Here is a 21,812-nt window from a genome sequence, read left to right as displayed (position 1 = left end):
GTTTTTATTAATCTTAAGTTTGTTTTGGTGAATTGGTTTTACCATTAATCATTTAACGAATTTTAAATTATTGTGAATGGCTGAATTACAATCGCTAACACCAATGTGTTATTTGTGTTATCGAAGGGATTAAATAGTTTTTTAACTAACGTAATAACTTTAGAAACTAAAAAAATCATTATATTAATATCATGACATCGGCAAATAACGACGAAATAAAAAATCAATCCGATAACGAATTCTTAATTTTTAAAAGTTTGGAGTTTCTATTATGAGCACTAACGAACGCATTCTTAGCCCTTTCACATTACCGAATGGTACTGAACTGAAAAACCGTTTGTTAATGGCCCCTATGACAACCTGTACCGGCTATTTTGACGGCACCGTCACCAGCGAGCTGGTGGAGTACTATCGTGCCCGTTCCGGCAGCATTGGCACCATCATTGTGGAATGCTGCTTCGTCGACGATCTCGGTCTCGCCTTCCCGGGTGCCATCGGTATTGATAATGACGAGAAAATCGCCGGGCTGGCGAAAATCGCAGAAGCCATTAAATCCAAAGGATCTAAGGCGCTACTGCAGATCTACCACGGCGGCCGCATGGTTGACCCGAAACTGATCGGTGGCCGCACCCCGGTTGGCCCGAGCGCCGTAGCCGCGCCGCGTGAAGGTGCCGCAACGCCGGTTGCTCTGACCGCAGAAGAAGTGGAAGGCATGATCGGCAAGTTTGGTGAGGCGGTGCGTCGCGCCATCCAGGCCGGTTTCGACGGCGTGGAAATCCACGGAGCAAACACCTATCTGATTCAGCAGTTCTACTCACCGAATTCAAACCAGCGCGATGACGAGTGGGGCGGCAGCCGCGATAACCGCGCGAAGTTCCCGCTGGCCGTGCTGGACATTACCCACAAAATGGTGCGCCAGTACGCGGACGACGCGTTTATTATTGGCTACCGCTTCTCCCCTGAAGAGATGGAAGTCCCGGGCATCCGCTTTGACGACACCATGTACCTGCTGGAAAAACTGGCGGCGCGCGGCGTGGACTATCTGCACTTCTCCGTCGGCGCGACCCTGCGTCCTTCCATTGTCGACACTCAGGATCCAACTCCGCTTATCGAAAAATACTGCGCGATGCGTTCTGAAACGCTGGCGCAGGTTCCGGTCATGGGCGTGGGCGGCGTGGTGAATGCTTCCGATGTGAATGAAGCGCTGGATCACGGTTACGACCTGATTGCCGTTGGCCGCGCCACCATCGCTTATCCGGACTGGACAGACCGCATTGCGGCCGGGGAAAGCCTGGAGCTGTTTATGGACAGCACCAAACGCGAAGAGCTCAGCATTCCTGAACCGCTGTGGCGCTTCTCGCTGGTAGAAGCGATGATCCGCGACATGAGCATGGGCGAATCCAAATTCAAACCGGGTACCTTTGCTGAGAAAGTGCAGGATGACGCTAACGAACTGGTGATTAACGTCAGTCTGGAAACCGACCGCATTGCGGACATTGAGCTGGCCTCCGGCCCGAGCGAAGACGTTGAGTTTGTGACCAGCTTTGAAGAGATCCGTACCCGCATTCTGGATGCCAACACCCCGCACGTGGATGCCATCACCGGCGCAACCAGCCAGAGTGAAGCGGTGAAGAAAGCGGTCTCTAAAGCGATGCTGAAATCCAGCAAAGCGCTGGCCGCGGAAGAGGGCGTCGACCCGAACGAAACCCGCAGCGTGGACGTGGTCGTTGTCGGCAGCGGCGGCGCCGGTCTGGCGGCAGCGATCCAGGCTCACGACGAAGGCGCGAGCGTGCTGATTGTCGAGAAAATGCCGACCATCGGCGGGAACACCATTAAAGCCTCTGCCGGTATGAACGCCGCCGAAACCCGCTTCCAGCGCGTGAAGGGCATTCAGGACAGCAAAGAGCTGTTCTATCAGGAAAGCCTGAAAGGCGGCGGCAACAAGAACAACCCGGAACTGCTGCGTCGCTTCGTCGAAAACGCGCCGCAGGCAATTGAGTGGCTGGCAACGCGCGGCATCATGCTGAACGACATCACCACCACCGGCGGGATGAGCATCGACCGTACTCACCGTCCAAAAGACGGTTCTGCGGTGGGCGGCTACCTGATCAGCGGCCTGGTGCGTAACGTCAACAAACGCAACATCGAGGTGATGCTGGATACCTCCGTCAGCGACATCATCTTCGAGAACGGCGAAGTGACCGGCGTACGTCTGACCACCGAAGAGAACGAAACCGTCACCGTGGCAACCAAAAGCGTGATTGTTGCCACCGGCGGCTTCAGCGCCAACAGCCAGATGGTGGTGAAATATCGTCCGGATCTGGAAGGGTTCGTCACCACCAACCACAAAGGGGCAACCGGCGGCGGCATCGCGCTGCTGGAGCGCATCGGGGCGGGTACCGTGGATATGGGCGAAATTCAAATTCACCCAACCGTTGAGCAGAACACCTCGTACCTGATTTCCGAATCCATTCGCGGCGGCGGGGCGATTCTGGTCAATCAGAAAGGGGAGCGCTTCTACAACGAAATGTCAACCCGCGATAAGGTCTCGGCGTCAATCATCGCGCTGCCGGAGAAATACGCATACATCGTCTTTGACGAGCACGTACGTGCCAAAAACAAAGCCGCGGATGAGTACATCGCAAAAGGTTTCGTGACCAGCGCCAGCTCGCCAAAAGCCCTGGCGGAAGCGCTCGGTATGGATTACCACGCTTTCCTCGCGACGCTGGAACGTTACAACGGCTTCGTTGAAAAACAGCATGATGACGATTTTGGTCGTACCACCGCGCTGCGTGCGCCTATCAACGAAGGGCCATTCTACGCCATTCAGATTGCGCCGGGCGTGCACCACACCATGGGCGGCGTGACCATCAACACCGAAACCTGCGTGCTGGACAGCAACCACAACGTGCTGCCAGGCGCGTTTGCGGCCGGTGAAGTAGTCGGCGGGATCCACGGCGGTAACCGTATCGGCGGTAACGCAGTGGCAGATATCATTATTTTTGGTACGCTTGCAGGACATCAGGCGGCTATGCGTTCGAAAAAGCAGTAAGACCCCTGTGTTGTAGGCCGGATACGCCCAGCGCTATCCGGCATTTTCCCCGGCGGCGCGGTGCCTGCCGGGGCTACATCTGAGGACTCCAGTCATGCCTGATGACCATCGCGTTTACAGTTATTCCGCCGTCCTGATGGGCTCACCCATTCTCCTGAAACTCTTCTCCCACGACGAAGCCCTCGCGTCCCGCGTGTTTCGCCTGATCAAACAGTACGAAGATCTGCTCACCGTCAACCGCGCGCACTCGCAGGTGATGGACATTAACCATGCGGCTGGCCAGCATCCGGTTACCGTCAGCCGGCCGGTGTTTGAGCTGATCCGCTGTGCAAAAGCGGCAAGCCTGTTCAGGGACAGCGCCTTTAACCTGGCGATAGGTCCGCTGGTGAAGCGCTGGAAAATTGGCTTTCAGGGGGACAGCGTTCCGCCTGCGGAGGAAATTGCGTCGCTGCTGGCGATAACCCGTCCTGAAGATGTCCTTCTTGATGAGGCCAGCAGCAGCGTGTTTCTGACCAGAGCGGGGATGGAGATCGATCTGGGGGCCATTGCCAAAGGCTATATCGCCGACAGGGTGCGTGATTACCTGCATAAAGAGGGCGCTGAGCTGGGGCTGATCAACCTCGGTGGAAACATTCAGACGTTAGGCTCGCCGGAAGGGGGCTGGAGCGTGGGGCTGAAAAAACCGTTCGCGGGGGATGCGCTGATCGGCACGATGACCGTAGAGAACCTGTCCGTCGTGACGTCTGGAACCTACGAGCGCTACTTTGAGCAAAACGGCAGGCGCTATCACCATATTCTCGATCCGCGCACCGGGTATCCGCTGGACAACGAGCTGGACAGCGTGACGATTGTTTCGAAAGACTCTATCGACGGCGATATCTGGACCACGCTGATGTACGGCATGGGGGTAGAGAAGGGCTGCGCTGTGCTGCGCTCTCGTCCTGATATCGAAGCGATTTTTGTGACCAAAACAAAAGAAGTGGTGATCTCATCGATGCACCACTTCCGTTTTACCTTGCTGGATAACGACTACCGCGTTACTGACAGTATTGCTTGAGCAGGCCGGTCTGCTCCGGCTGGAGACGATAGCGATACACCGGACGCCCGGTGGCACCGTAGTGAATGCTGGTGAACAGAATGTTGATTTGCGCGAGCCAAATCAGGTATTTACGGCAGGATACGCGGGAGATATTGACGGCGTTAGCCAGGTCATCGGTAGAAAATTCCGTCTCCGGGTGAGCGTCAATCCACTGGCAAATCGTGCGCAGCGTTTGCGGCGTTAACCCCTTCGGCAGCTTTTTACTGTCCGCCAGTTCCGGCGCCCCACCGTGGATCAGCCGGTCGACGTCGGCCTGCTCATAATACTGGTGCGAACCCATCAGGCTGTGCTTTGCCTTCCAGCCGTTCAGCGCCTCTTCAAAGCGCGGGAACTGGAACGGCTTAATCAGATAATCCACCACGCCGTAATGGATAGAGGTCTGGATCGTGGCGGCGTCAGCAGCCGACGAGATCATAATCACATCGATTGGGCGCCCGGATGCGCGAATAACGGGCAGCAGATCCAGCCCGTTATCCTGCTGCATATAGACATCCAGCAGCACCAGATCGACAGGGTGCCCGGGGTTATTAATGATGGCCTCGGCCTGGTTTAGCGTGGAGGCGACGCCGCAGCAGCTAAAACCTTCAACACGGTTGACATACAGACGGTTGAGGTCGGCTACCATGGCGTCATCATCGACAATTAATACATTTATCACGCGATATTCCTCTCGCTATCCCAGGGGATGTGAACAAAAAATTGGGTAAATACGCCTGGCTCAGACTCGACGGTGATATCGCCGCCGAGGTTCTGGATTTGCTGGCGAGCAAGGAACAGCCCAACGCCGCGGTTTTCACCTTTTGTTGAGAAGCCCTTTGTAAAAATAGCCTCCAGCTGAGCGGGATCAATGCCGGGGCCATCGTCGCTCACTTCGCAGCTGAGCCAGCCGTTCTGATAATGCAGCAGCAGGCCGATCTCACCTTCCTGCTGTCCTTCCATCGCGTCGAGCGCGTTTTCAATGAGGTTACCCAGCACGGTGATCAGCACCGCGACCTGCTCTTCACTCGCGGTATCCGGTATCTGGCATTCATCCGCCAGCGTCAGGGTGATGCCCGCTTCTTTCGCCCGATTGATTTTACCCAGCAGGAACCCGGCAATAACCGGGGATTTTACCTTGCTCTGTATCGTACCGATATCCGTCTGGTAATTATGTGCCGTCTGGATGATGTACTCTTCCAGCTTGTCGTAGCGCTTCATGTGCAGCAGGCCCAGGATCACATGCAGTTTATTCATAAACTCGTGCGTATGGCTGCGCAGGGCATCGACGTAGTTAACCATGCCATCAATACGCTGCATCAGCTGGCTGATTTCCGTTTTATCACGGAAGGTGGTGATGGCGCCGATCACCCGGTCCTGGCTTTTAACGGGCACCATATTGCACAGCAATAGACGACCGTTACAGCTGATCTCCTGATCCTGGCGCGCGGCGCCCGTCTTTGAAACTTCGCGCAGGCTGGCCAGAAGGGGGGCGCTGGCGTTTTCGGTCTGCTTGCCGGAGGGGAGAAGCAATATTTCTCTGGCGGTCTGGTTGATCATCGTCACGCGCCCGTGAATATCGACGGCCAGCACCCCCTCGCGAAGCGACTGCAGCATCGCCTGACGCTGTTCGAACAAGGCGGAAATTTCGTAAGGTTCGAGCCCGAACAGGATGCGTTTCAGTACCCGCACCAGACCCCAAATCGCCATGGAACTCATAAAAATACTGAACAAAATGGTCCAGACGGCGTTTAGCCGTCCGCGGGCAATCTGATCTTCCACTTTTTTGAGGGAGATACCGACCACCACCACGCCGATCTGGTCGTGCTGGCTGTCGTAAACGGGGGTGAAGACGCGAAGCGCTTCCGCGAGGGCACCACGGTTTACGGAGACATTCTCTTTACCTTCCAGTGCAGGCTCCAGGTCGTTGCCAATAAAGTGCAGGCCGATGAGGGCTTCGTTCGGGTGCGAATAGCGAATCCCCCGCATGTCGGTCACCACGGTGAGCAGCAGATCGTTGCGTTGGGTGACGGCTTTGGCGATGGGCTGAATGATATCCGCCTGGGGTGGCTGCATCAGGCCGCGTTGGATCTCCGGGCTGTTGGCCAGCGTTCTGGCGATACCCAGAGCCGTATCTTTAACATCATCGCGGGTCGCCCGGGTGATTTGTACGGAGTAGAGCGCAAAGACCACCAGCAGCACAGAGGCAATAATCGCGCACACCATCAGCGTGACCAGGGTGTTCAGCTTCATGGGGCGCTTGCGCGTCGTAAGGAAAGGCTGCAAATCGCTCATCAACACTCCGCGATAATTAAGAAAGGGGTAATTATCGCCGATGACGCACTTTTCTTAAAGCCATGTAAAGGCGTGGATTTGCTCCCCTTTTCGTGACCCTCCTCGCAGGTCGTCTATATAAAACACTTTATAGTGTGTGGGTACTCATAATAAGGAGGCTGTTTATGAGCGTTATGCTTACCGGTTTGGTCAAGGAAAGACGGCACGCCAGCACGATGAATATTGATAGATTGTCCACGCTGGACATGCTGAAAGTCATTCACCAGGATGATGCACTCATTTCTGCTGCTATTACCCCCTGTCTAGATGCTATTGCCCGCGTGGTGGACAACGCCGCCGCGACGCTCAGCCACGGCGGTCGCCTGATTGTTGTTGGCGCGGGGCCGTCAGGGCGCGTAGCGCAACAGGTTGCCGATGAATATGCGCCGGGCAAAACTCCTGTTATGGCCGTTACGGCACAAGAAGGGGAAGGGAGCTACGAGCGCGGCGTTGCCGATCTGCAGGCCATCAAGTTTGGTGAACACGATATGATGCTGGCCGTGACCGTCAGCGGAAAAACGCCGTGGGTCTGGGGGGCAATGCGCCATGCGTGGTCGCTGGGTTCACCGGTCGCCATTGTTACCGGCGATGCGCAAAGCGAAGCCGCGCAGCTGGCAAGCATGGTTATCGCTCCGGAGCTGGGGGCCGATGTCGTCGCAGGCTATATCAACACTAAAGCGGGGATCGCGCAAAAAATGATCCTCTCGATGATCGCCACCGGGCTGGCCGTCCGCACCGGACGGGTTTACAGCAACCTGCGCGTGGATCTTGAAGCAGGCACAACCAAATGGGCTGAACGGCAAATTGCGATTGTAATGGAAGCGGGGGGATGCACTCGGGCCGAGGCAAAAGCCGCGCTGGCGAGCTGTAACCATAACTGTAAAACGGCGGTATTGATGGTGCTAACAGGGCTGGATGCATGGAAAGCCCATGAGCTGCTGGCGCAGAATAACGGGTTTATCCGCGTGGCGCTGCAGGAAGCGCCGTAATGACAGCGAAGAAATAAAAAGGCCGCTATTGCGGCCTTTAGTATTTTGGGGATTAGAACTGGTAAACAAGACCTGCTGCTATGATGTCATCGGTGCTGATGCCATTCGCCTTGTAGAAATCGTCACCTTCATCCAGCAGGTTGATTTTGTAGTCAAAATAGGTGGACATATTTTTGTTGAAATAATAGGTCGCACCCACGTCCGCATATTTCACCAGATCTTTATCACTTCCGTAGTAGGAATTCAGATCCTTACCTTTAGACATCAGGAAAGAGACCGCAGGACGCAGGCCAAACTCAAACTGATACTGCGCGGTGGCTTCGACGTTCTGTGTTTTATTAGCGACAGCATATTCCTTATTGCCGTAAGGCGTCATATTGCGGGTTTCCGCATACATGGCTGCGAGATAGATATTGTTGGCGTCGTATTTCAGGCCAACGGTCCAGACGTCAGCCTTGTCACCACCAGCCGTTGTTTTGGTAACCTGATCGTTGGTACGGTCAGATGAGGCATATGCCGCAGCGGCGTTGAATCCCATACCGAAATCGTAGGAGGTTGAAATACCCCAACCATCACCGTTTTCTTTGCGGATATTACGGCTATTGTTGGTCCCTTCCTGATCGTTAGAGGCACTTTCATTATTGCCCTGATACTGAACCGCGAAATTCAGGCCCTGAGCCAGACCAAAGAAATCATTATTACGGTAGGTTGCAACACCGTTTGTACGGCCGGTCATAAAGTTATCGGTATAGGTATAGGAATCTCCGCCGAACTCAGGCAGCATATCGGTCCAGCCTTCAACATCGTAAACCACGCCGTAGTTACGACCGTAGTCGAATGAACCGTATTCACCAAATTTCAGACCAGCGAAGCCAAGGCGTGTCCATGACTGATTGCCTGAGTTCTCTGTTTTGTTAGCCTGAATATTATATTCCCACTGGCCATAGCCGCTCAGCAGGTCGTTGATCTGCGTTTCGCCTTTGAAGCCCAGACGAACGTAGCTTACGTCGCCATCTGAACCCGTGTCGTCAGAGAAATAATGCAGACCATCTACTTTACCGTACAGGTCGAGTTTATTGCCATTGCTGTTGTAAACTTCAGCCGCATTTGCTATGCCTGCAATTAATAATGCAGGTGCAATAATTGCCAAAACTTTTCTTTTCATTATATATTCCCTTAAAAGATAATTTATATGAATATATGTAATCACTCTCCGCAATTACAGGATGGATACTATTCCAGGATGTGTTATTTAGTTCTAAAAACAAATGTAATTAAAACCTTTTAAATATTACTAAATATTTCAATTGATCTCTTTATTTTTCTTGTGAATTAGTTTCTTGAATTTATATGGTGTAATTATTATTAAGTATTTCGAATTTCTATTTTTTAATTGCTTTAATTTGCCTGTGTTATAATTCTTTCTCTTTTAGACGACAGGACATGACGATGGAACTTGCCCGGTGGCAGCAACGATTTGAACACTGGCTCGAGGAGAATCACAGCACCGACGATACCGCACATGATATTTCGCATTTTCGTCGGGTCTGGATGACGGCGCAAAAAATCATGGCTGACCAGGCGGTGGAGCCGCTGGTGATTCTGACCGCATGCTATTTCCACGATATTGTCAGCCTGCCGAAAAACCATCCCGAACGCGGCCGGTCATCCCAGATTGCAGCGCGCAGGACGTGTGACATTCTGCGCCGCGACTTCCCTGATTTTCCGCCAGAGCACGCAGCCAGCGTCGCGCACGCGATTGAGGCGCACAGCTTCAGCGCCGGGATTGCGCCGCAGAGCATGGAAGCCAAAATTGTGCAGGACGCAGACCGACTGGAAGCGTTAGGCGCTATCGGTCTGGCGCGCGTCTTTGCCGTCTCGGGCGCGCTGGGCGTGCCGCTTTTTGATGCTGACGATCCCTTTGCCGATGCGCGTATCCTTGACGATCGTGCGTTTGCCCTGGACCATTTTCAGACCAAGCTGCTGCGATTGCCTGATACAATGCAAACGGAAATGGGCCGCGAGCTGGCACGTCACAATGCCGATTTCCTGATCCAGTTTATGGCGAAACTCAGTGCCGAATTACACGGTGACTGCATCGGGCTGGATAGCCAGGTGTTGAGCCGCTTCCGTCGCAGTTTGCGCAACTGAACTGTGGTAATCTGTTCCCAGTCTTTACTCTCCGGTTAAAAGAATGCAGGAAAATCTATCAGTGACAGAGCCCGCGCCCGAGCAGGCTGAGAAATCAACGGCAACGGTGCAGGCGTTGCTGCACCAGCTGTTGGATATCTATGATGCTAAAACGCTGGCCAATATGCTGGTGGCGCACGGCGAGAGCCACTGGAGCCCGGCGATCCTTAAGCGTCTGCTGACTAGCGAACGCGCAGGGCGTCGCCTGAGTGAAGGCGAGTTTCGTTATCTGCAAAACCTGCTTCCGCGTCCTCCTGCCGCGCATCCGAACTATGCCTTCCGCTTTATCGATCTGTTTGCCGGTATCGGCGGTATCCGACACGGTTTTGAAGCTATCGGCGGACAGTGCGTGTTTACCAGCGAGTGGAACAAGCATGCCGTCCGGACCTACAAGGCCAACTGGTACTGCGATCCGCACGAGCATCATTTCAACGCGGATATCCGCGATGTGACCCTGAGCCATAAAAGCGGCGTGAGCGATGAACAGGCCGCCGAGCATATTCGCCAGACGATCCCGGCGCATGACGTGCTGCTGGCCGGCTTCCCTTGTCAGCCCTTCTCGCTGGCCGGTGTCTCCAAAAAGAATGCCCTCGGACGCGCCCACGGTTTTGCCTGCGATACCCAGGGAACGCTGTTTTTTGATGTGGCGCGCATCATCGATGCCTGCCGCCCGGCCATCTTTGTGCTGGAAAACGTCAAAAATCTAAAGAGCCACGACGGCGGAAAAACCTTCCGCATTATCATGCAGACCCTGGACGAGCTGGGGTATGACGTGGCTGATTCACAGGATATGGGTGCGGACGATCCCAAAATCATTGATGGAAAACATTTCCTGCCCCAGCATCGCGAACGTATCGTGCTGGTGGGTTTCCGCCGCGATCTCAATCTCAAGGGGGATTTCACCCTGCGGGATATCCCGTCTCTGTATCCCGAGCGTCGTCCTACCGTAGCCGACCTGCTGGAACCTGTCGTTGACGCGAAATTTATTCTTACCCCGGTGCTGTGGAAATACCTCTACCGCTATGCCAAGAAGCATCAGGCGAAGGGCAACGGCTTCGGTTTTGGAATGGTAAACCCCAACGATCCGCACAGCGTGACCCGCACGTTGTCCGCTCGCTACTATAAGGATGGGGCAGAGATACTGATCGACCGAGGCTGGGACAAGGCGCTGGGTGAAAAAGATTTCGACGATCCGCACAACCAGCGTCACCGTCCGCGACGCTTAACGCCGCGGGAATGCGCCCGGTTGATGGGATTTGAGACCCCGCAGGGCTACCGCTTCCGCATTCCGGTTTCGGATACCCAGGCGTACCGCCAGTTTGGTAATTCGGTGGTGGTTCCCGCGTTCGCGGCCGTGGCAAAACTGCTGGCCTCGCGCATCAGACAGGCGGTGGCACTCCGTCAGGGTGAGGCCGTCAATGACGGATGTGCACGATAAGGCCACGCGCAGCAAAAATATGCGTGCCATCGGCACGCGTGACACCGCCATCGAAAAGCGCCTGGCCGGGCTGCTGACGCAGGCGGGGTTTGATTTTCGCGTGCAGGATCCCGCGCTTGCGGGTCGCCCCGATTTCGTCATCGACGCCTGGCAGTGCATCATCTTTACCCACGGCTGTTTCTGGCATCACCACGACTGCTACCTGTTTAAGGTCCCCGCGACGCGCACCGATTTCTGGCTGGATAAAATTGGCAAGAACGTCGAGCGCGACCGCCGGGATCTCAGCGCGCTGATTGCGCAGGGCTGGCGGGTGCTGATCGTCTGGGAGTGCGCGCTGAGAGGCAGATTAAAACTGAACGATACCGATCTGAGCGAACGGCTGGAAGAGTGGATCTGCGGCGGCGGCCAGACCGCGCAGATCGACACGCAGGGTATTCACCTGCTTAAGGTTTCTCCACCTCGCAAGGCGTGACCACCGGTTTTGCGGGCAGTAAATATTTGCCCAGGGTGACCAGCACGACGGCAAACACGATGATCCCTAAAGCGATCCATTCCACAGGTGAGAGCGTTTCTCCCCCCAATCCCGTTCCGAGCAGCACGGCCACGACCGGGTTGACGTAGGCATAGCTGGTCGCGACAGCCGGGGAGACGTTGCGGATCAGGAACATATAGGCGTTAATGGCGATGATAGAGCCGAACAGCGCCAGGTAGCCTACCGCCAGCAAGCCCGACAGCGGCGGCAGGGTTGTCAGCTTTTCTCCCGTAAGCATGGAGGCGAGCAGCAATACAATCCCGGCGGCGAGCATCTCTATCGCCCCCGCCATCATGCCGGTCGGCAGTTCGATACGCGAACCGTAGACGGAACCAAACGCCCAGCTCATCGAGCCAATCAGAATGATGATTGCACCCCACGGATTCCCGCTCAGGTTACCGCCGCTGTTCAGCAGAATGATGCCGGCAAGGCCAATACCAATCCCCAGCCATTCCAGCTTGCGGGTGCGGATACCAAAAAGGCGGCTAAAGCAGAGGGTAAACAGCGGTACGGTGGCAACGACCACGGCGGCGATCCCGGACGGTACGTTCTGGTGCTCGGCAATCGTTACAAACCCATTTCCCACCGCAAGCAGCAGCAGGCCGATCAGGGCGGCATTCATCATCGGGCGCAGCGGGGGAAGTTTATGCCCGCGCAGCAACAGGAAGGCCAGCAGCAGCACGCCAGCCGAGAGAAAGCGGATGCCAGCCATCATCAGCGGCGGCCAGCTTTCCACGCCGATGCGAATGACAAAGTAGGTTGAGCCCCAGATGATGTACAGCGAAAAGAGTGCCCCAATGAGCGGTAGCAATTGCCGGAAACGCATAATCCCTCACGACGAAATAAAAAGGTCGCTGATAGTAAACGCGAAAACTATCGCGCTGGCGAGCCCTTTAATTGTGTAGCTGATGTGAATTTTTTGTTGACGTGAGGTGGGTGTTTCCGGGTTTGCGCTTTTGCTCCATACTATTCACCTAATTACCAAAAAATGAAGGATTAAGATTTTGGCAGGAAGTAGCTTATTAACATTGCTGGATGATATTGCGACCTTACTGGATGACATTTCAGTGATGGGGAAACTGGCGGCGAAAAAAACCGCAGGCGTGCTGGGAGATGATTTATCGCTTAACGCCCAACAGGTGAGTGGGGTAAGAGCTAACCGTGAACTGCCGGTGGTGTGGGGCGTGGCAAAAGGCTCCTTCCTGAATAAGGTGATTCTGGTGCCGCTGGCGCTGCTGATCAGCGCGTTTATTCCCTGGGCCATCACGCCGCTGCTGATGATTGGCGGTGCATTTCTCTGCTTCGAGGGCGTAGAGAAGGTCCTGCACTCCTTTAGCGCGCGCAAGCAGAGCGATACGCCGGAGATGCGCCAGCAGCGTCTTGAAGCGCTGGCCGCTCAGGACCCGAAAACCTTCGAGCGCGATAAGGTCAAAGGCGCTATTCGGACCGACTTTATCCTCTCCGCGGAGATTGTCGCCATTACGCTGGGCATCGTGTCTGACGCGCCGCTTCTGAATCAGGTTCTGATCCTCTCCGGCATCGCCATTCTGGTCACCGTCGGCGTCTACGGCCTGGTGGGACTGATCGTCAAGCTGGACGATATTGGCTACTGGCTGGAAGAGAAAACGAGCGCGGTGGCAAGAGGCATCGGCAAAAGCCTGCTGGTGCTGGCCCCGTGGCTGATGAAGAGTTTGTCGGTGGTAGGCACGCTGGCGATGTTCCTCGTGGGCGGCGGGATCGTGGTTCACGGTATCGCGCCTCTGCACCATGCTATCGAACATTTTTCCTCGGCGCAGGGGGCCGTTGTCGCGGCAATTCTGCCCACGCTGCTGAATCTGGTGCTGGGCTTTATCATTGGCGCTATCGTGGTTGCGGCAGTGAAGCTGGTTGAAAAAATACGCGGCACGTCGCACTAATTGTTACCCCTTGTGGGATGCAAAAAGACCATTCCTCGTCTAAATTGAAACAGTTTCACCCTGATACAGGAGGCAGGTATGGTCTTTTTGGTCAGTGATGAAGTTAAGCCTAAGAAGGGCGGCCCACGTATGATTGTGACCGGGTATTCCAGCGGAATGGTGGAATGTCGGTGGCACGATGGCTATGGCATCAAGCGGGAAGCATTTCGTGAAGATGAGCTTCAGCCGGGGGACGGGCAGCACCAGCGGGACAAGGCTTAATCACATAACGCCCGGCTTTGCCGGGCGTTTTTATCTCCAGTACCGGGTGTAAGGCAGCGATCAGGGAGTGTGTGTGCAGCGCGATACCTTTGTTGTAAAAGAATCCTTTTTGCAATGGCTGCATAAGCGTAGCAATCCGGGGTTGATTGTTAATCTCTGTTTTCTGGTCGTTCTGGTATTTTCGACTCTACTGACCTGGCGCGAGGTGGTGGTACTGGAAGAAGCGTACATCTCCAGCCAGCGTAACCATCTGGATACGGTGGCCAGTTCGCTGGACAGGCAGCTGCAGAACAGCGTGGACAGGATGCTGCTGTTTCGTCAGGGCATGCGCGATGCAATCCAGACGCCGCTGGCATTTGATGTACTCCAGAACGCGGTATCACGCTTCGATACTGTCCGCATGCTACCTACCTGGCAGCTTGCCGTTGATAAAAAACGCACCCTTCCCATTAACGGTGTCTCGGATGCATTCGTCGAGAAAACCACGTTTCTGAATCGTGACGCTGAACGCCTCAGCCACGAGATTTCTGCCACGCTCGAAGTGGGGTATCTGCTCAGGCTGGCGTCGTCGAGAGCACAAACGGAAGCGCGCGTGATCTACGTCTCCCGCGCGGGATTTTTCGTTTCCACGGATACGCCGGACCAGGCGGGCGACATTACTTCCCGCTATTACCATCTTGTCACGCAGTCCTGGTTTACCCAGCAGTCAGAGCGGAACAATCGCGCTCGCGCGGTGCGCTGGTTCATCTCCACCCCCTCATCCAGGACCAATGATGAACGAATGATCACCGCCAGCGTCCCCATCTATTTCGATCATTACTGGTATGGCGTCGTGGCGATGGATTTTACGTTGGGCACCATGCAGCGTCTGCTGGCCGATGCGACGGAAGACCGAACGGAAGGGGAGTATCAGCTGTACGATACCCGGCTCAATATGATTGCCACCTCTGCCCATACGGAAAACGCGGTTAACCATTTTGACGAACGCGAAACGGCGCAGATTGCGCAGGCGATTGAGCACGCTACCGGCGGCGGGATCCGTCTCGGAAGCCGTTTTGTGAGCTGGGAGCGGCTCGATCACTTCGACGGCGTTGTCCTGCGGATCCACACCCTGCACGAAGGGGTACAGGACGACTTCGGCAGCATCAGTATCGTGCTGGCGCTGATGTGGGCGCTCTTTACCGCCATGCTGTTGATCTCGTGGCTGGTGATCCGCCGCATGGTGAGTAACATGTACACGCTTCAGCACTCGCTCCAGTGGCAGGCCTGGCATGACCCGCTTACCCGACTGAATAATCGCGGCGCGCTGTTCGACCGCGCAAGATTGCTGGCGGAAACCTGTCGCCAGCAGTCGCTGCCGTTCTCGGTGATTCAGATCGATCTCGACTGTTTTAAAAACATCAACGACCGCTTCGGCCATCAGGCCGGGGACAAGGTGCTCTCCCACACGGCAGGACTGATTGCCAGCGCGTTACGCAAGAATGATGTGGCAGGGCGCGTGGGCGGGGAAGAGTTTTGCGTCGTCCTGCCGGGGATCGGCCTGGAGGAGGCGAGAAGCGTCGCGGACCGTATTCGCTGCCGCATCAACAGTAAGGAGATCCTGGTGAAGAAGAGCACGACCCTGCGCGTCAGCGCGTCGCTGGGGGTCAGCAGCGCGGATGAAGCGGGAAACTACGAGTTTGAACAGCTGCAGTCCGTGGCGGACGTCCGGCTGTATCAGGCCAAACAGAGCGGGCGTAACCGGGTCGTCTGGCGGGATTAAGAGAAGAAGTGATCCAGCCCCTCCTGCCAGCCTGCCGGGCCGGGCTGTCGGGTGTGATAAACCCGGGCGGGGTTATCGTCCCGTAGCGTGATGCCCTCACGGTTAATGCCCTTAATCACTACCGCGAAGTCAACGCTGTCGAGCAGCGGCGCATCATTGGGACCGTCGCCGAGTCCCAGCGTGGTGGGTTCAATCTCTTCCAGCTCGCGGTATTGCTCAATCAGCCAGTTCACCGCAACGTCTTTGCCGCAGCGGGCGTCCAGTACATGCCAGAAGCGCGCGCCCTGCAGGCATTTCAGTCCGACATTCGCCAGCTCCTCTTCAAACTGAACCATTTTCTCGTCGGTATCGCGCCAGATGAGCGTGACGGACGCTTCATGCTTGCGGGCAAGCGCCGAACGGTAGCGCGACAGTCCGGTCCACTCGCTGATAACATGCTCATCCACGTCGTCAAAGGTAGTGAATTTATAGCCCGTCTGCAGGCGTATTTGCTCGATTCGCGGGCGAATATCCCGGTGCGTCATCCCCCTGATCTGGCGCTGAATCTTATCCCAGCGTACGTCAGGCTGAATCACCGCGCCGTTCTCGGCAATAAAAGGCAAGCCTTCAAGCCCCAGATCCAGCTGGAGATCCAGCATCTCTGCCGCGGTCTTGCTGCTGCAAAGAATGACCGGAACCTGATTATCCATCAGCCTGTCCAGCCAGGACATGGCGGGTTGCCACTCATAGGTGTGAATATCCAGCAGTGAACCATCCAGGTCAGAGAAAATCAGCAATGTATCCCGCAGTGAAGGCATAGCGACTCCTGGTAACAGATGCGTTTCGACCTAAGAAAATTCCTAAAAAATGATTGAGGCGAAAACCGGAGGTAAGAGGGGTGCCCCTGGCAAACCCGCATTCGGCGTGTGTTATTGCTCATAACAAAAAGCATTATGTTAAAAATATTATATTCATCGTAAGAATATATGCTTGTCAGCCAAATTCGTTGGGGATAGTGTGGCATGTACATCAGATTTCCTGGTGTAACGAATTTTCAAGTGCTTCTTGCATAAGCAAGTTTTGATCCCGGTCATCCCCATGACCGGGATTTTTTTCGCCCTACCGATTGGCTTCAGACACGCTAAAGTCGTGAATATCAAGCTCGAAGGCCTCCGCCAGCTCGCGATAGGTGTGATAATCCCTTCCGTTGACAATGACGCGGTCCGAATTGTCGTCCGACCGGCGGACTTCTGACTCACTGATCTCATTGATGGCGGCCAGCAGGGCATCGACATCCACCTCGACTTCGCGCTTGATGGTGTCGCTGTACTCTTTATCGGTCTTCATTACGGGGTTCCTCATTCAACCGTGTCCAACGGTAAGTATAGACTGTGCATAAAAACGCCATTCACACCGGGCGGCGATGTGCGTTTTTGCGTTTTGTTCTACACTGGCTCAAAACCAGAGGAGGAATGTATGAAGGTCAACGATCGGGTAACCGTTAAAACGGACGGTGGGCCGCGCCGCCCGGGTGTGGTGCTGGCAATTGAAGAGTTTAGCGAAGGCACAATGTACCTGGTATCGCTTGAAGACTACCCGCTCGGCATCTGGTTTTTTAACGAACTGGGGCATCCGGACGGTATTTTTGTCGAGAAGGCGGAGTAGCACGGCGTCGGGTAGCACATCGCGTGCCCGACAACCTCTCCAGAAGCAAAAATCTCTGGCCAGGCCAGAGATCAAAGGTAGGGTGCACAGGTCTTAAGCGACTAACGCATGTTGACGAAAATCCCGTTCGTCACATTATCGGTCAGGCGTACCACGTGGTAGATCACTTGCTTATTATGCGTTTTAATTTTCCTTTTAATATTTCCTTTGTGTGACGAAACGGTTTTCGCTTTAATATTCATCTGGTCAGAGATCTGAATAGTTCCTTGTCCCGCCATCCACATTCGCAGCATACTTGATTCAGTCCTGCTTAATGATAGGGTGGGTAAGTTAACCGCTCCTACATTTTTAACTTCTTTATTCAAATAATCACCCAGAATGTCATCCAGCGACTCGGGTTTAATCGATTTAGAACTGATCAATAAATTTTTACGGACCAACAAATACTCATCGAAATGGATATTCGCGATCGCCATAAAAACAATAAACAGGGTTTTTGGATGCTGATTAATGATTTGCTTAATGTGCTGACTGTTGGCTGGATCGTGAATGAAACAGTCCTCATTAATAAACACCACGCCTGGTTTTAGTTCGTCACAAGCGGCTGCGAGTTCGTCAACGGTGTGTGCATCGTTGATGTCTCTCTTTCTTACCCCTCTGCTTGCCAGGTACCCGGTTAACCCTAGCCGGGTGTAGCTGCATAAATCCATAATGATCGTTGACATGGCATACCCTCACTCAATGCGTAACGATAATTCACCATCTGCCTGAGAGCTCAAAACAGCCATACGGGATGGAAAAAATAATAAACCTGTGAGCATGACAAAGACTTTCAGGCGGACTCACTATCCCGTAAAGTTACGTATAATTTGCCAGGAATCTTCTTAAAGTAAAGTAAATATTAAGTATTGTGAGATGGTTAGAAACAATTAAACCGCGTCAGATATATCCTGGAAGATGTTTTACGCGTTTTATTTTAGGAATATCCTCAGAAAGACAATAGCAACAGTGAGGGTTATTATTTACGTGGCAGCTCGCTGACAATATCCGCTAACAGGTTGAATATCTCGCCGAATAAATGTTCACAGAAGGGAGCGATAAGTGGCATTAGTAATGACATTAATAAAATCCCAACCGTCAGCGTCAGCGGAAAACCAATGACAAATACTGAAAGCTGCGGTGCCATTCGGTTGAGTAAACCTAACGCCAGGTTGACGGTCAGCAGCAGGGTGATGATCGGCAGTGCCAGCATCAGCCCGTTCAGGAAAATTAGCCCCGCAGCGCGGGTAAGCGCGAGGAAAGCGTTGCTGTTCACCGGATTTTCGCCAATCGGCAGCGTATGGAACGTATCCACCAGCATGGAGATAAGCCAGAGATGGCCGTTGAACGACAGGAACAGTAGCATGGCGAGTAGATCGATAATGCGCGCCAGCACGGGCATGTTGAGATGACTACCGGGATCAACAAACGTGGCGAACGATAGCCCCATCTGCAGGCCGATCAGTTCCCCTGCGGTACGCACCGCGGCAAAGGCGAGCTGCATGGTAAAGCCGACGGCGACGCCAATCATCACCTGTTGCAGGGCCACCCACACCGCGTTCGCCGAGAAGATCGGAATATCCACGGGGGGAAGAGAGGGTGCGACGATAATGGAGATGATAATGCCCAGCCCCACCTTGACGCGCTTGGGTATCGATTTCTCACTGAGAATCGGGGCGGTGGATATCAGCGCCATGATGCGCAGCATCGGCCAGAAATAGACGCCGAGCCACTGAACCCACTGGTCGCTGGTGAAGTGCAGCATCGTCAGGTCAGCCGATGATGTACGGCAGATTGGTAAACAGGTTGCGCATATAGTCCAGCAACAGGTTCAGCATCCACGGCCCGGCCACGATAATCGCCACGAACACGGCGATGATTTTCGGGATGAACGACAGCGTCATTTCGTTAATCTGCGTGGCGGCCTGGAGAATACTGATAATCAGACCGGTAACCAGCGCGACAAGCAGCAGCGGCGCGGCAACGGCAATCGCGATTTTCATCGCCTCCGTGCCCATCATCATGACCGATTCGGGTGTCATTGCCGTTCCTTAACTGTAGAAACTCTGCGCCAGCGAACTGACCAGCAGCTGCCAGCCGTCGACCAGTACAAAGAGCATGATCTTAAAGGGCAGGGCAATGGTCGCGGGCGGCACCATCATCATACCGAGCGCCATCAGGACGCTGGCGATCACCAGGTCGATAATCAGGAACGGAATAAAGATGGTAAAGCCAATCTGGAACGCGGTTTTCAGCTCGCTGGTGACATAGGCAGGCAGAAGAATACGCATTGGCACCGCTTCCGGTCCCTGCAGCTCGCCGGTGTTGGACAGGCGGGCAAAGAGGGCCAGGTCGGCTTCGCGCGTCTGGCGCAGCATAAATTCCCGCAGCGGCTGCGCGCCTTTATCCAGCGCCTCCTGCATGGAGATTTTGTCTTCGCTGAACGGCTGATAGGCGTCGGTATAAATCTTGTCGATAACCGGCGACATAATGAAAAAGGTCAAAAACAGCGCCAGCCCAAGCAGAACCTGGTTTGGCGGTGCGGAAGGAGTTCCAAGCGCGTTTCGCAGCAGACCAAAGACGATGATGATGCGGGTGAAGCTGGTCATCATCAGCAGGATGGCCGGAATAAACGTCAGCGAGGTGATGAACACCAGCGTCTGCACCGGAAGCGACCAGCTTTGTCCGCCGCCCGCGAGAGGGGTGGAGACCAGACCGGGCAGCTGTGCATAAACCGCGGGAGCAAACAGGCCAACGCCCGCAAGCGTCAGGGATAACAAACGGCGCATCAGGATCTCCCGGAACGCTTAAGCAAACTCTTCATGACGGACTGAAAATCCGCAGGGACGTCTGCGCGCTCGTCAACCACAACAGGGGCGGGCGGCAGCTTGTGTAATACGCTGATGTTTGAGGCCGTGACGCCCAGGACCAGGCGCGCATCGTCTACCTCGACGATGACCACGCGCTCGCGTGGACCCAGCGTGGTGCTGGCGCTGACCTTCAGGCCGCGGGCACCGGCGGTTTTACCCGCCAGGCCAAAGCGCTTCGCCAGCCAGGCGGCGATAAGAATAAAGGCAATAATACCGAACAATGCCCCGCTCACCTGGAGCAGAGGCGAGCCGGGAACGGCAGAAGGCTGTGATATTGTTGCCTGGGTTTTCATGCTTAACGGCTCAGACGACGCATACGTTCAGACGGGGTGATGATATCGGTGATGCGTACGCCGTATTTATCGGCAACCACCACCACTTCACCCTGGGCAATCAGATAGCCGTTGATCAGGATATCCAGCGGCTCACCGGCCAGACCGTCAAGGGCCACCACGGAACCCTGCGTCAGGCGCAGCAGCTCTTTAATGGTCATGCGGGTGCGTCCCAGCTCAACGGTCAGCTTAACCGGGATATCCATGATCAGGTCGATGTCCTGCAGCGTGCCGCTGACGTCACCGCCGCCGAGCTGCTGGAATACGGCATCCGCTGCGCTTTTGGCCGGGGTCGCTTTTTGCTCGTTTAACGCGTCAGCCCACAGATCGTCCAGTGCTCCGCTGTTTTCATCGGACGGATTGTTCATGTCACTCATTTGGGCTGTTCCTCATTCAGCGAATTCAAAATCGGGTTGATCAAGTGCTCAACGCGTAACGCATACTGACCGTTAATCGTGCCGTACTGGCTTGTCAGCACGGGGACACCATCCACATGGGCAATAATGCGGTCGGGTTTTTCTATCGGCAAAACATCACCGGGTTGTAATTTCAGGATCTGAGATAACCGCAGCGGGATATCGGCGAAGCTCGCCACCAGCTCAAGCTGCGAATGCTGGACCTGGCGGACCAGGTTTTCACGCCAGTTCTGGTCTTCGTTGCGGGAATTCTCCAGCGGCGGGTTCACCAGCAGCTCGCGCAGCGGTTCGATCATGCTGAACGGCAGGCAGATGTTGAACTCGCCGGTCAGGTTACCGATCTCCACGTGGAACGGCGTGTTAACAACGATATCGTTCGGGGAGGTGGTGATATTGGTAAATTTCACCTGCATCTCAGAACGGACGTATTCCACTTCCAGCGGGTTAATCGCTTTCCACGCGTCGCTGTAAGATTCCAGCGCCAGCTTCAGCATGCGGTTAATGACGCGCTGTTCGGTGTGGGTGAATTCACGACCTTCTACTTTGGTCGGGAAACGCCCGTCGCCGCCGAACAGGTTATCCACCGCGATGAACACCAGGCTTGGCGAAAACACCACCAGGCCGGTGCCGCGCAGCGGCTTCAGATGAATCAGGTTAAGGTTGGTCGGCACCGGCAGGTTGCGGGCAAACTCATGATACGGCTGAATGCGGATCGCACCGACCGTGATATCCGGGCTACGACGCAGCAGGTTAAACAGCCCCATACGGAACTGACGTGCAAAACGTTCGTTAATGATCTCCAGCGCCTGCAGACGTTCACGTACCACGCGACGCTGTGTATTCGGGTCATAGGGACGAATATCGCTATCGCCGCCAATACCCGGTTGCGGATCATCACTTTTATCGCTGTCGCCGTTGAGCAGCGCATCGATTTCTGCCTGAGAAAGAATACTGTCGCCCAT

22 protein-coding genes and 1 pseudogene are annotated in these 21,812 nt (G+C 54.8%); 10 read left to right on the top strand and 13 right to left on the bottom strand.

Going from position 1 to position 21,812, the window contains the following annotated elements:
• Window positions 1-271 precede the first annotated feature (271 nt).
• On the top strand, window positions 272-3,052 hold the full coding sequence (locus tag INF68_RS13145; RefSeq protein WP_045356684.1) for a flavocytochrome c: 2,781 nt from the start codon (window positions 272-274) through the stop codon (window positions 3,050-3,052).
• Between the two features lie 94 nt (window positions 3,053-3,146).
• Window positions 3,147-4,109, top strand: a complete 963-nt coding sequence (locus tag INF68_RS13140; protein ID WP_109845226.1) for an FAD:protein FMN transferase — start codon at window positions 3,147-3,149, stop codon at window positions 4,107-4,109.
• On the opposite strand, the gene dcuR is transcribed toward INF68_RS13140, so the two are convergent.
• Both dcuR and INF68_RS13130 read right to left on the bottom strand, forming a co-directional pair.
• Complete coding sequence (gene dcuR / locus INF68_RS13135; RefSeq protein ID WP_023312324.1) at window positions 4,090-4,809, bottom strand: two-component system response regulator DcuR; 720 nt, start codon at window positions 4,807-4,809, stop codon at window positions 4,090-4,092. The genes INF68_RS13140 and dcuR overlap by 20 nt on opposite strands.
• On the bottom strand, window positions 4,806-6,422 hold the full coding sequence (locus INF68_RS13130; RefSeq protein ID WP_126786453.1) for a sensor histidine kinase: 1,617 nt from the start codon (window positions 6,420-6,422) through the stop codon (window positions 4,806-4,808). The genes dcuR and INF68_RS13130 overlap by 4 nt, the downstream gene beginning before the upstream one ends.
• Window positions 6,423-6,586: 164 nt before the next feature.
• Between INF68_RS13130 and INF68_RS13125 the strand changes: the two genes are divergently transcribed.
• Window positions 6,587-7,450, top strand: coding sequence for an N-acetylmuramic acid 6-phosphate etherase (locus tag INF68_RS13125; protein WP_126786452.1), 864 nt, complete (start codon window positions 6,587-6,589; stop codon window positions 7,448-7,450).
• A 52-nt stretch (window positions 7,451-7,502) separates the two neighbouring features.
• Here the strand turns inward: INF68_RS13125 and ompC are convergent, their stop codons facing one another.
• Complete coding sequence (ompC, locus tag INF68_RS13120) at window positions 7,503-8,615, bottom strand: porin OmpC (protein ID WP_126786451.1); 1,113 nt, start codon at window positions 8,613-8,615, stop codon at window positions 7,503-7,505.
• A gap of 284 nt (window positions 8,616-8,899) precedes the next feature.
• Between ompC and INF68_RS13115 the strand changes: the two genes are divergently transcribed.
• The 3 genes from INF68_RS13115 to INF68_RS13105 all read left to right on the top strand — a co-directional run bounded on the left by INF68_RS13115 (window position 8,900) and on the right by INF68_RS13105 (window position 11,550).
• Window positions 8,900-9,601, top strand: coding sequence for a phosphohydrolase (locus INF68_RS13115; RefSeq protein ID WP_126786450.1), 702 nt, complete (start codon window positions 8,900-8,902; stop codon window positions 9,599-9,601).
• A gap of 61 nt (window positions 9,602-9,662) precedes the next feature.
• The gene (locus INF68_RS13110) at window positions 9,663-11,078 is read left to right on the top strand and encodes a DNA cytosine methyltransferase (RefSeq protein WP_045356674.1); all 1,416 of its coding nucleotides are present in this window, start codon (window positions 9,663-9,665) and stop codon (window positions 11,076-11,078) included.
• A complete protein-coding gene (locus INF68_RS13105; RefSeq protein WP_126786449.1) occupies window positions 11,059-11,550 on the top strand; it encodes a very short patch repair endonuclease in 492 nt (163 codons plus the stop codon). The genes INF68_RS13110 and INF68_RS13105 overlap by 20 nt, the downstream gene beginning before the upstream one ends.
• Here INF68_RS13105 and yedA read toward each other — a convergent pair.
• Complete coding sequence (gene yedA, locus INF68_RS13100) at window positions 11,522-12,436, bottom strand: drug/metabolite exporter YedA (protein WP_126786448.1); 915 nt, start codon at window positions 12,434-12,436, stop codon at window positions 11,522-11,524. The two genes, INF68_RS13105 and yedA, sit on opposite strands and share 29 nt — an antisense overlap.
• 178 nt (window positions 12,437-12,614) lie before the next feature.
• On the opposite strand from yedA, the gene INF68_RS13095 reads away from it, so the two are divergent.
• The 3 genes from INF68_RS13095 to dgcQ all read left to right on the top strand — a co-directional run bounded on the left by INF68_RS13095 (window position 12,615) and on the right by dgcQ (window position 15,549).
• Complete coding sequence (locus INF68_RS13095) at window positions 12,615-13,526, top strand: DUF808 domain-containing protein (RefSeq protein ID WP_023312316.1); 912 nt, start codon at window positions 12,615-12,617, stop codon at window positions 13,524-13,526.
• 78 nt (window positions 13,527-13,604) lie between these two features.
• Window positions 13,605-13,787 carry a YodC family protein gene (locus INF68_RS13090; RefSeq protein ID WP_023312315.1) on the top strand — a complete coding sequence of 61 codons (183 nt, stop codon included), beginning with the start codon at window positions 13,605-13,607 and terminating at the stop codon, window positions 13,785-13,787.
• A gap of 73 nt (window positions 13,788-13,860) precedes the next feature.
• The gene (dgcQ, locus tag INF68_RS13085; RefSeq protein WP_126786447.1) at window positions 13,861-15,549 is read left to right on the top strand and encodes a cellulose biosynthesis regulator diguanylate cyclase DgcQ; all 1,689 of its coding nucleotides are present in this window, start codon (window positions 13,861-13,863) and stop codon (window positions 15,547-15,549) included.
• Here the strand turns inward: dgcQ and INF68_RS13080 are convergent.
• Both INF68_RS13080 and yodD read right to left on the bottom strand, forming a co-directional pair.
• Complete coding sequence (locus tag INF68_RS13080) at window positions 15,546-16,346, bottom strand: mannosyl-3-phosphoglycerate phosphatase-related protein (RefSeq protein WP_126786446.1); 801 nt, start codon at window positions 16,344-16,346, stop codon at window positions 15,546-15,548. The two genes, dgcQ and INF68_RS13080, sit on opposite strands and share 4 nt — an antisense overlap.
• Before the next feature lie 301 nt (window positions 16,347-16,647).
• Window positions 16,648-16,875 carry a YodD family peroxide/acid resistance protein gene (yodD, locus tag INF68_RS13075; RefSeq protein ID WP_008500310.1) on the bottom strand — a complete coding sequence of 76 codons (228 nt, stop codon included), beginning with the start codon at window positions 16,873-16,875 and terminating at the stop codon, window positions 16,648-16,650.
• A 129-nt stretch (window positions 16,876-17,004) separates the two neighbouring features.
• On the opposite strand from yodD, the gene dsrB reads away from it, so the two are divergent.
• On the top strand, window positions 17,005-17,193 hold the full coding sequence (dsrB, locus tag INF68_RS13070; RefSeq protein WP_013097741.1) for a protein DsrB: 189 nt from the start codon (window positions 17,005-17,007) through the stop codon (window positions 17,191-17,193).
• A gap of 101 nt (window positions 17,194-17,294) precedes the next feature.
• Here dsrB and rcsA read toward each other — a convergent pair whose 3' ends face one another.
• The 7 genes and pseudogenes from rcsA to fliM all read right to left on the bottom strand — a co-directional run bounded on the left by rcsA (window position 17,295) and on the right by fliM (window position 21,812).
• Entirely contained in the window at window positions 17,295-17,918 is a 624-nt protein-coding gene (gene rcsA, locus INF68_RS13065; protein ID WP_008500313.1) for a transcriptional regulator RcsA, read from the bottom strand.
• A gap of 286 nt (window positions 17,919-18,204) precedes the next feature.
• Window positions 18,205-18,997: pseudogene (gene fliR / locus INF68_RS13060) on the bottom strand (flagellar biosynthetic protein FliR); the annotation flags it as partial.
• A 7-nt stretch (window positions 18,998-19,004) separates the two neighbouring features.
• Window positions 19,005-19,274, bottom strand: coding sequence for a flagellar biosynthesis protein FliQ (gene fliQ, locus INF68_RS13055; RefSeq protein WP_008500315.1), 270 nt, complete (start codon window positions 19,272-19,274; stop codon window positions 19,005-19,007).
• Between the two features lie 9 nt (window positions 19,275-19,283).
• Window positions 19,284-20,021, bottom strand: a complete 738-nt coding sequence (gene fliP, locus INF68_RS13050; protein WP_008500316.1) for a flagellar type III secretion system pore protein FliP — start codon at window positions 20,019-20,021, stop codon at window positions 19,284-19,286.
• Window positions 20,021-20,395: a flagellar biosynthetic protein FliO gene (gene fliO, locus INF68_RS13045; RefSeq protein ID WP_063409477.1), complete on the bottom strand. Its 375-nt coding sequence runs from the start codon at window positions 20,393-20,395 to the stop codon at window positions 20,021-20,023. Before fliO ends, fliP begins: the two co-directional genes overlap by 1 nt.
• Window positions 20,396-20,397: 2 nt before the next feature.
• Window positions 20,398-20,811 carry a flagellar motor switch protein FliN gene (fliN, locus tag INF68_RS13040; protein WP_008500318.1) on the bottom strand — a complete coding sequence of 138 codons (414 nt, stop codon included), beginning with the start codon at window positions 20,809-20,811 and terminating at the stop codon, window positions 20,398-20,400.
• Window positions 20,808-21,812: a flagellar motor switch protein FliM gene (gene fliM, locus INF68_RS13035; protein WP_008500320.1), complete on the bottom strand. Its 1,005-nt coding sequence runs from the start codon at window positions 21,810-21,812 to the stop codon at window positions 20,808-20,810. Before fliM ends, fliN begins: the two co-directional genes overlap by 4 nt.

Source organism: Enterobacter cloacae complex sp. P16RS2, from assembly GCF_014982155.1.
Lineage (GTDB): Bacteria > Pseudomonadota > Gammaproteobacteria > Enterobacterales > Enterobacteriaceae > Enterobacter > Enterobacter cloacae_M.
Note: the sequence above shows the minus strand (reverse complement) of the source record. Positions and strands in the feature narration are given on the sequence as shown.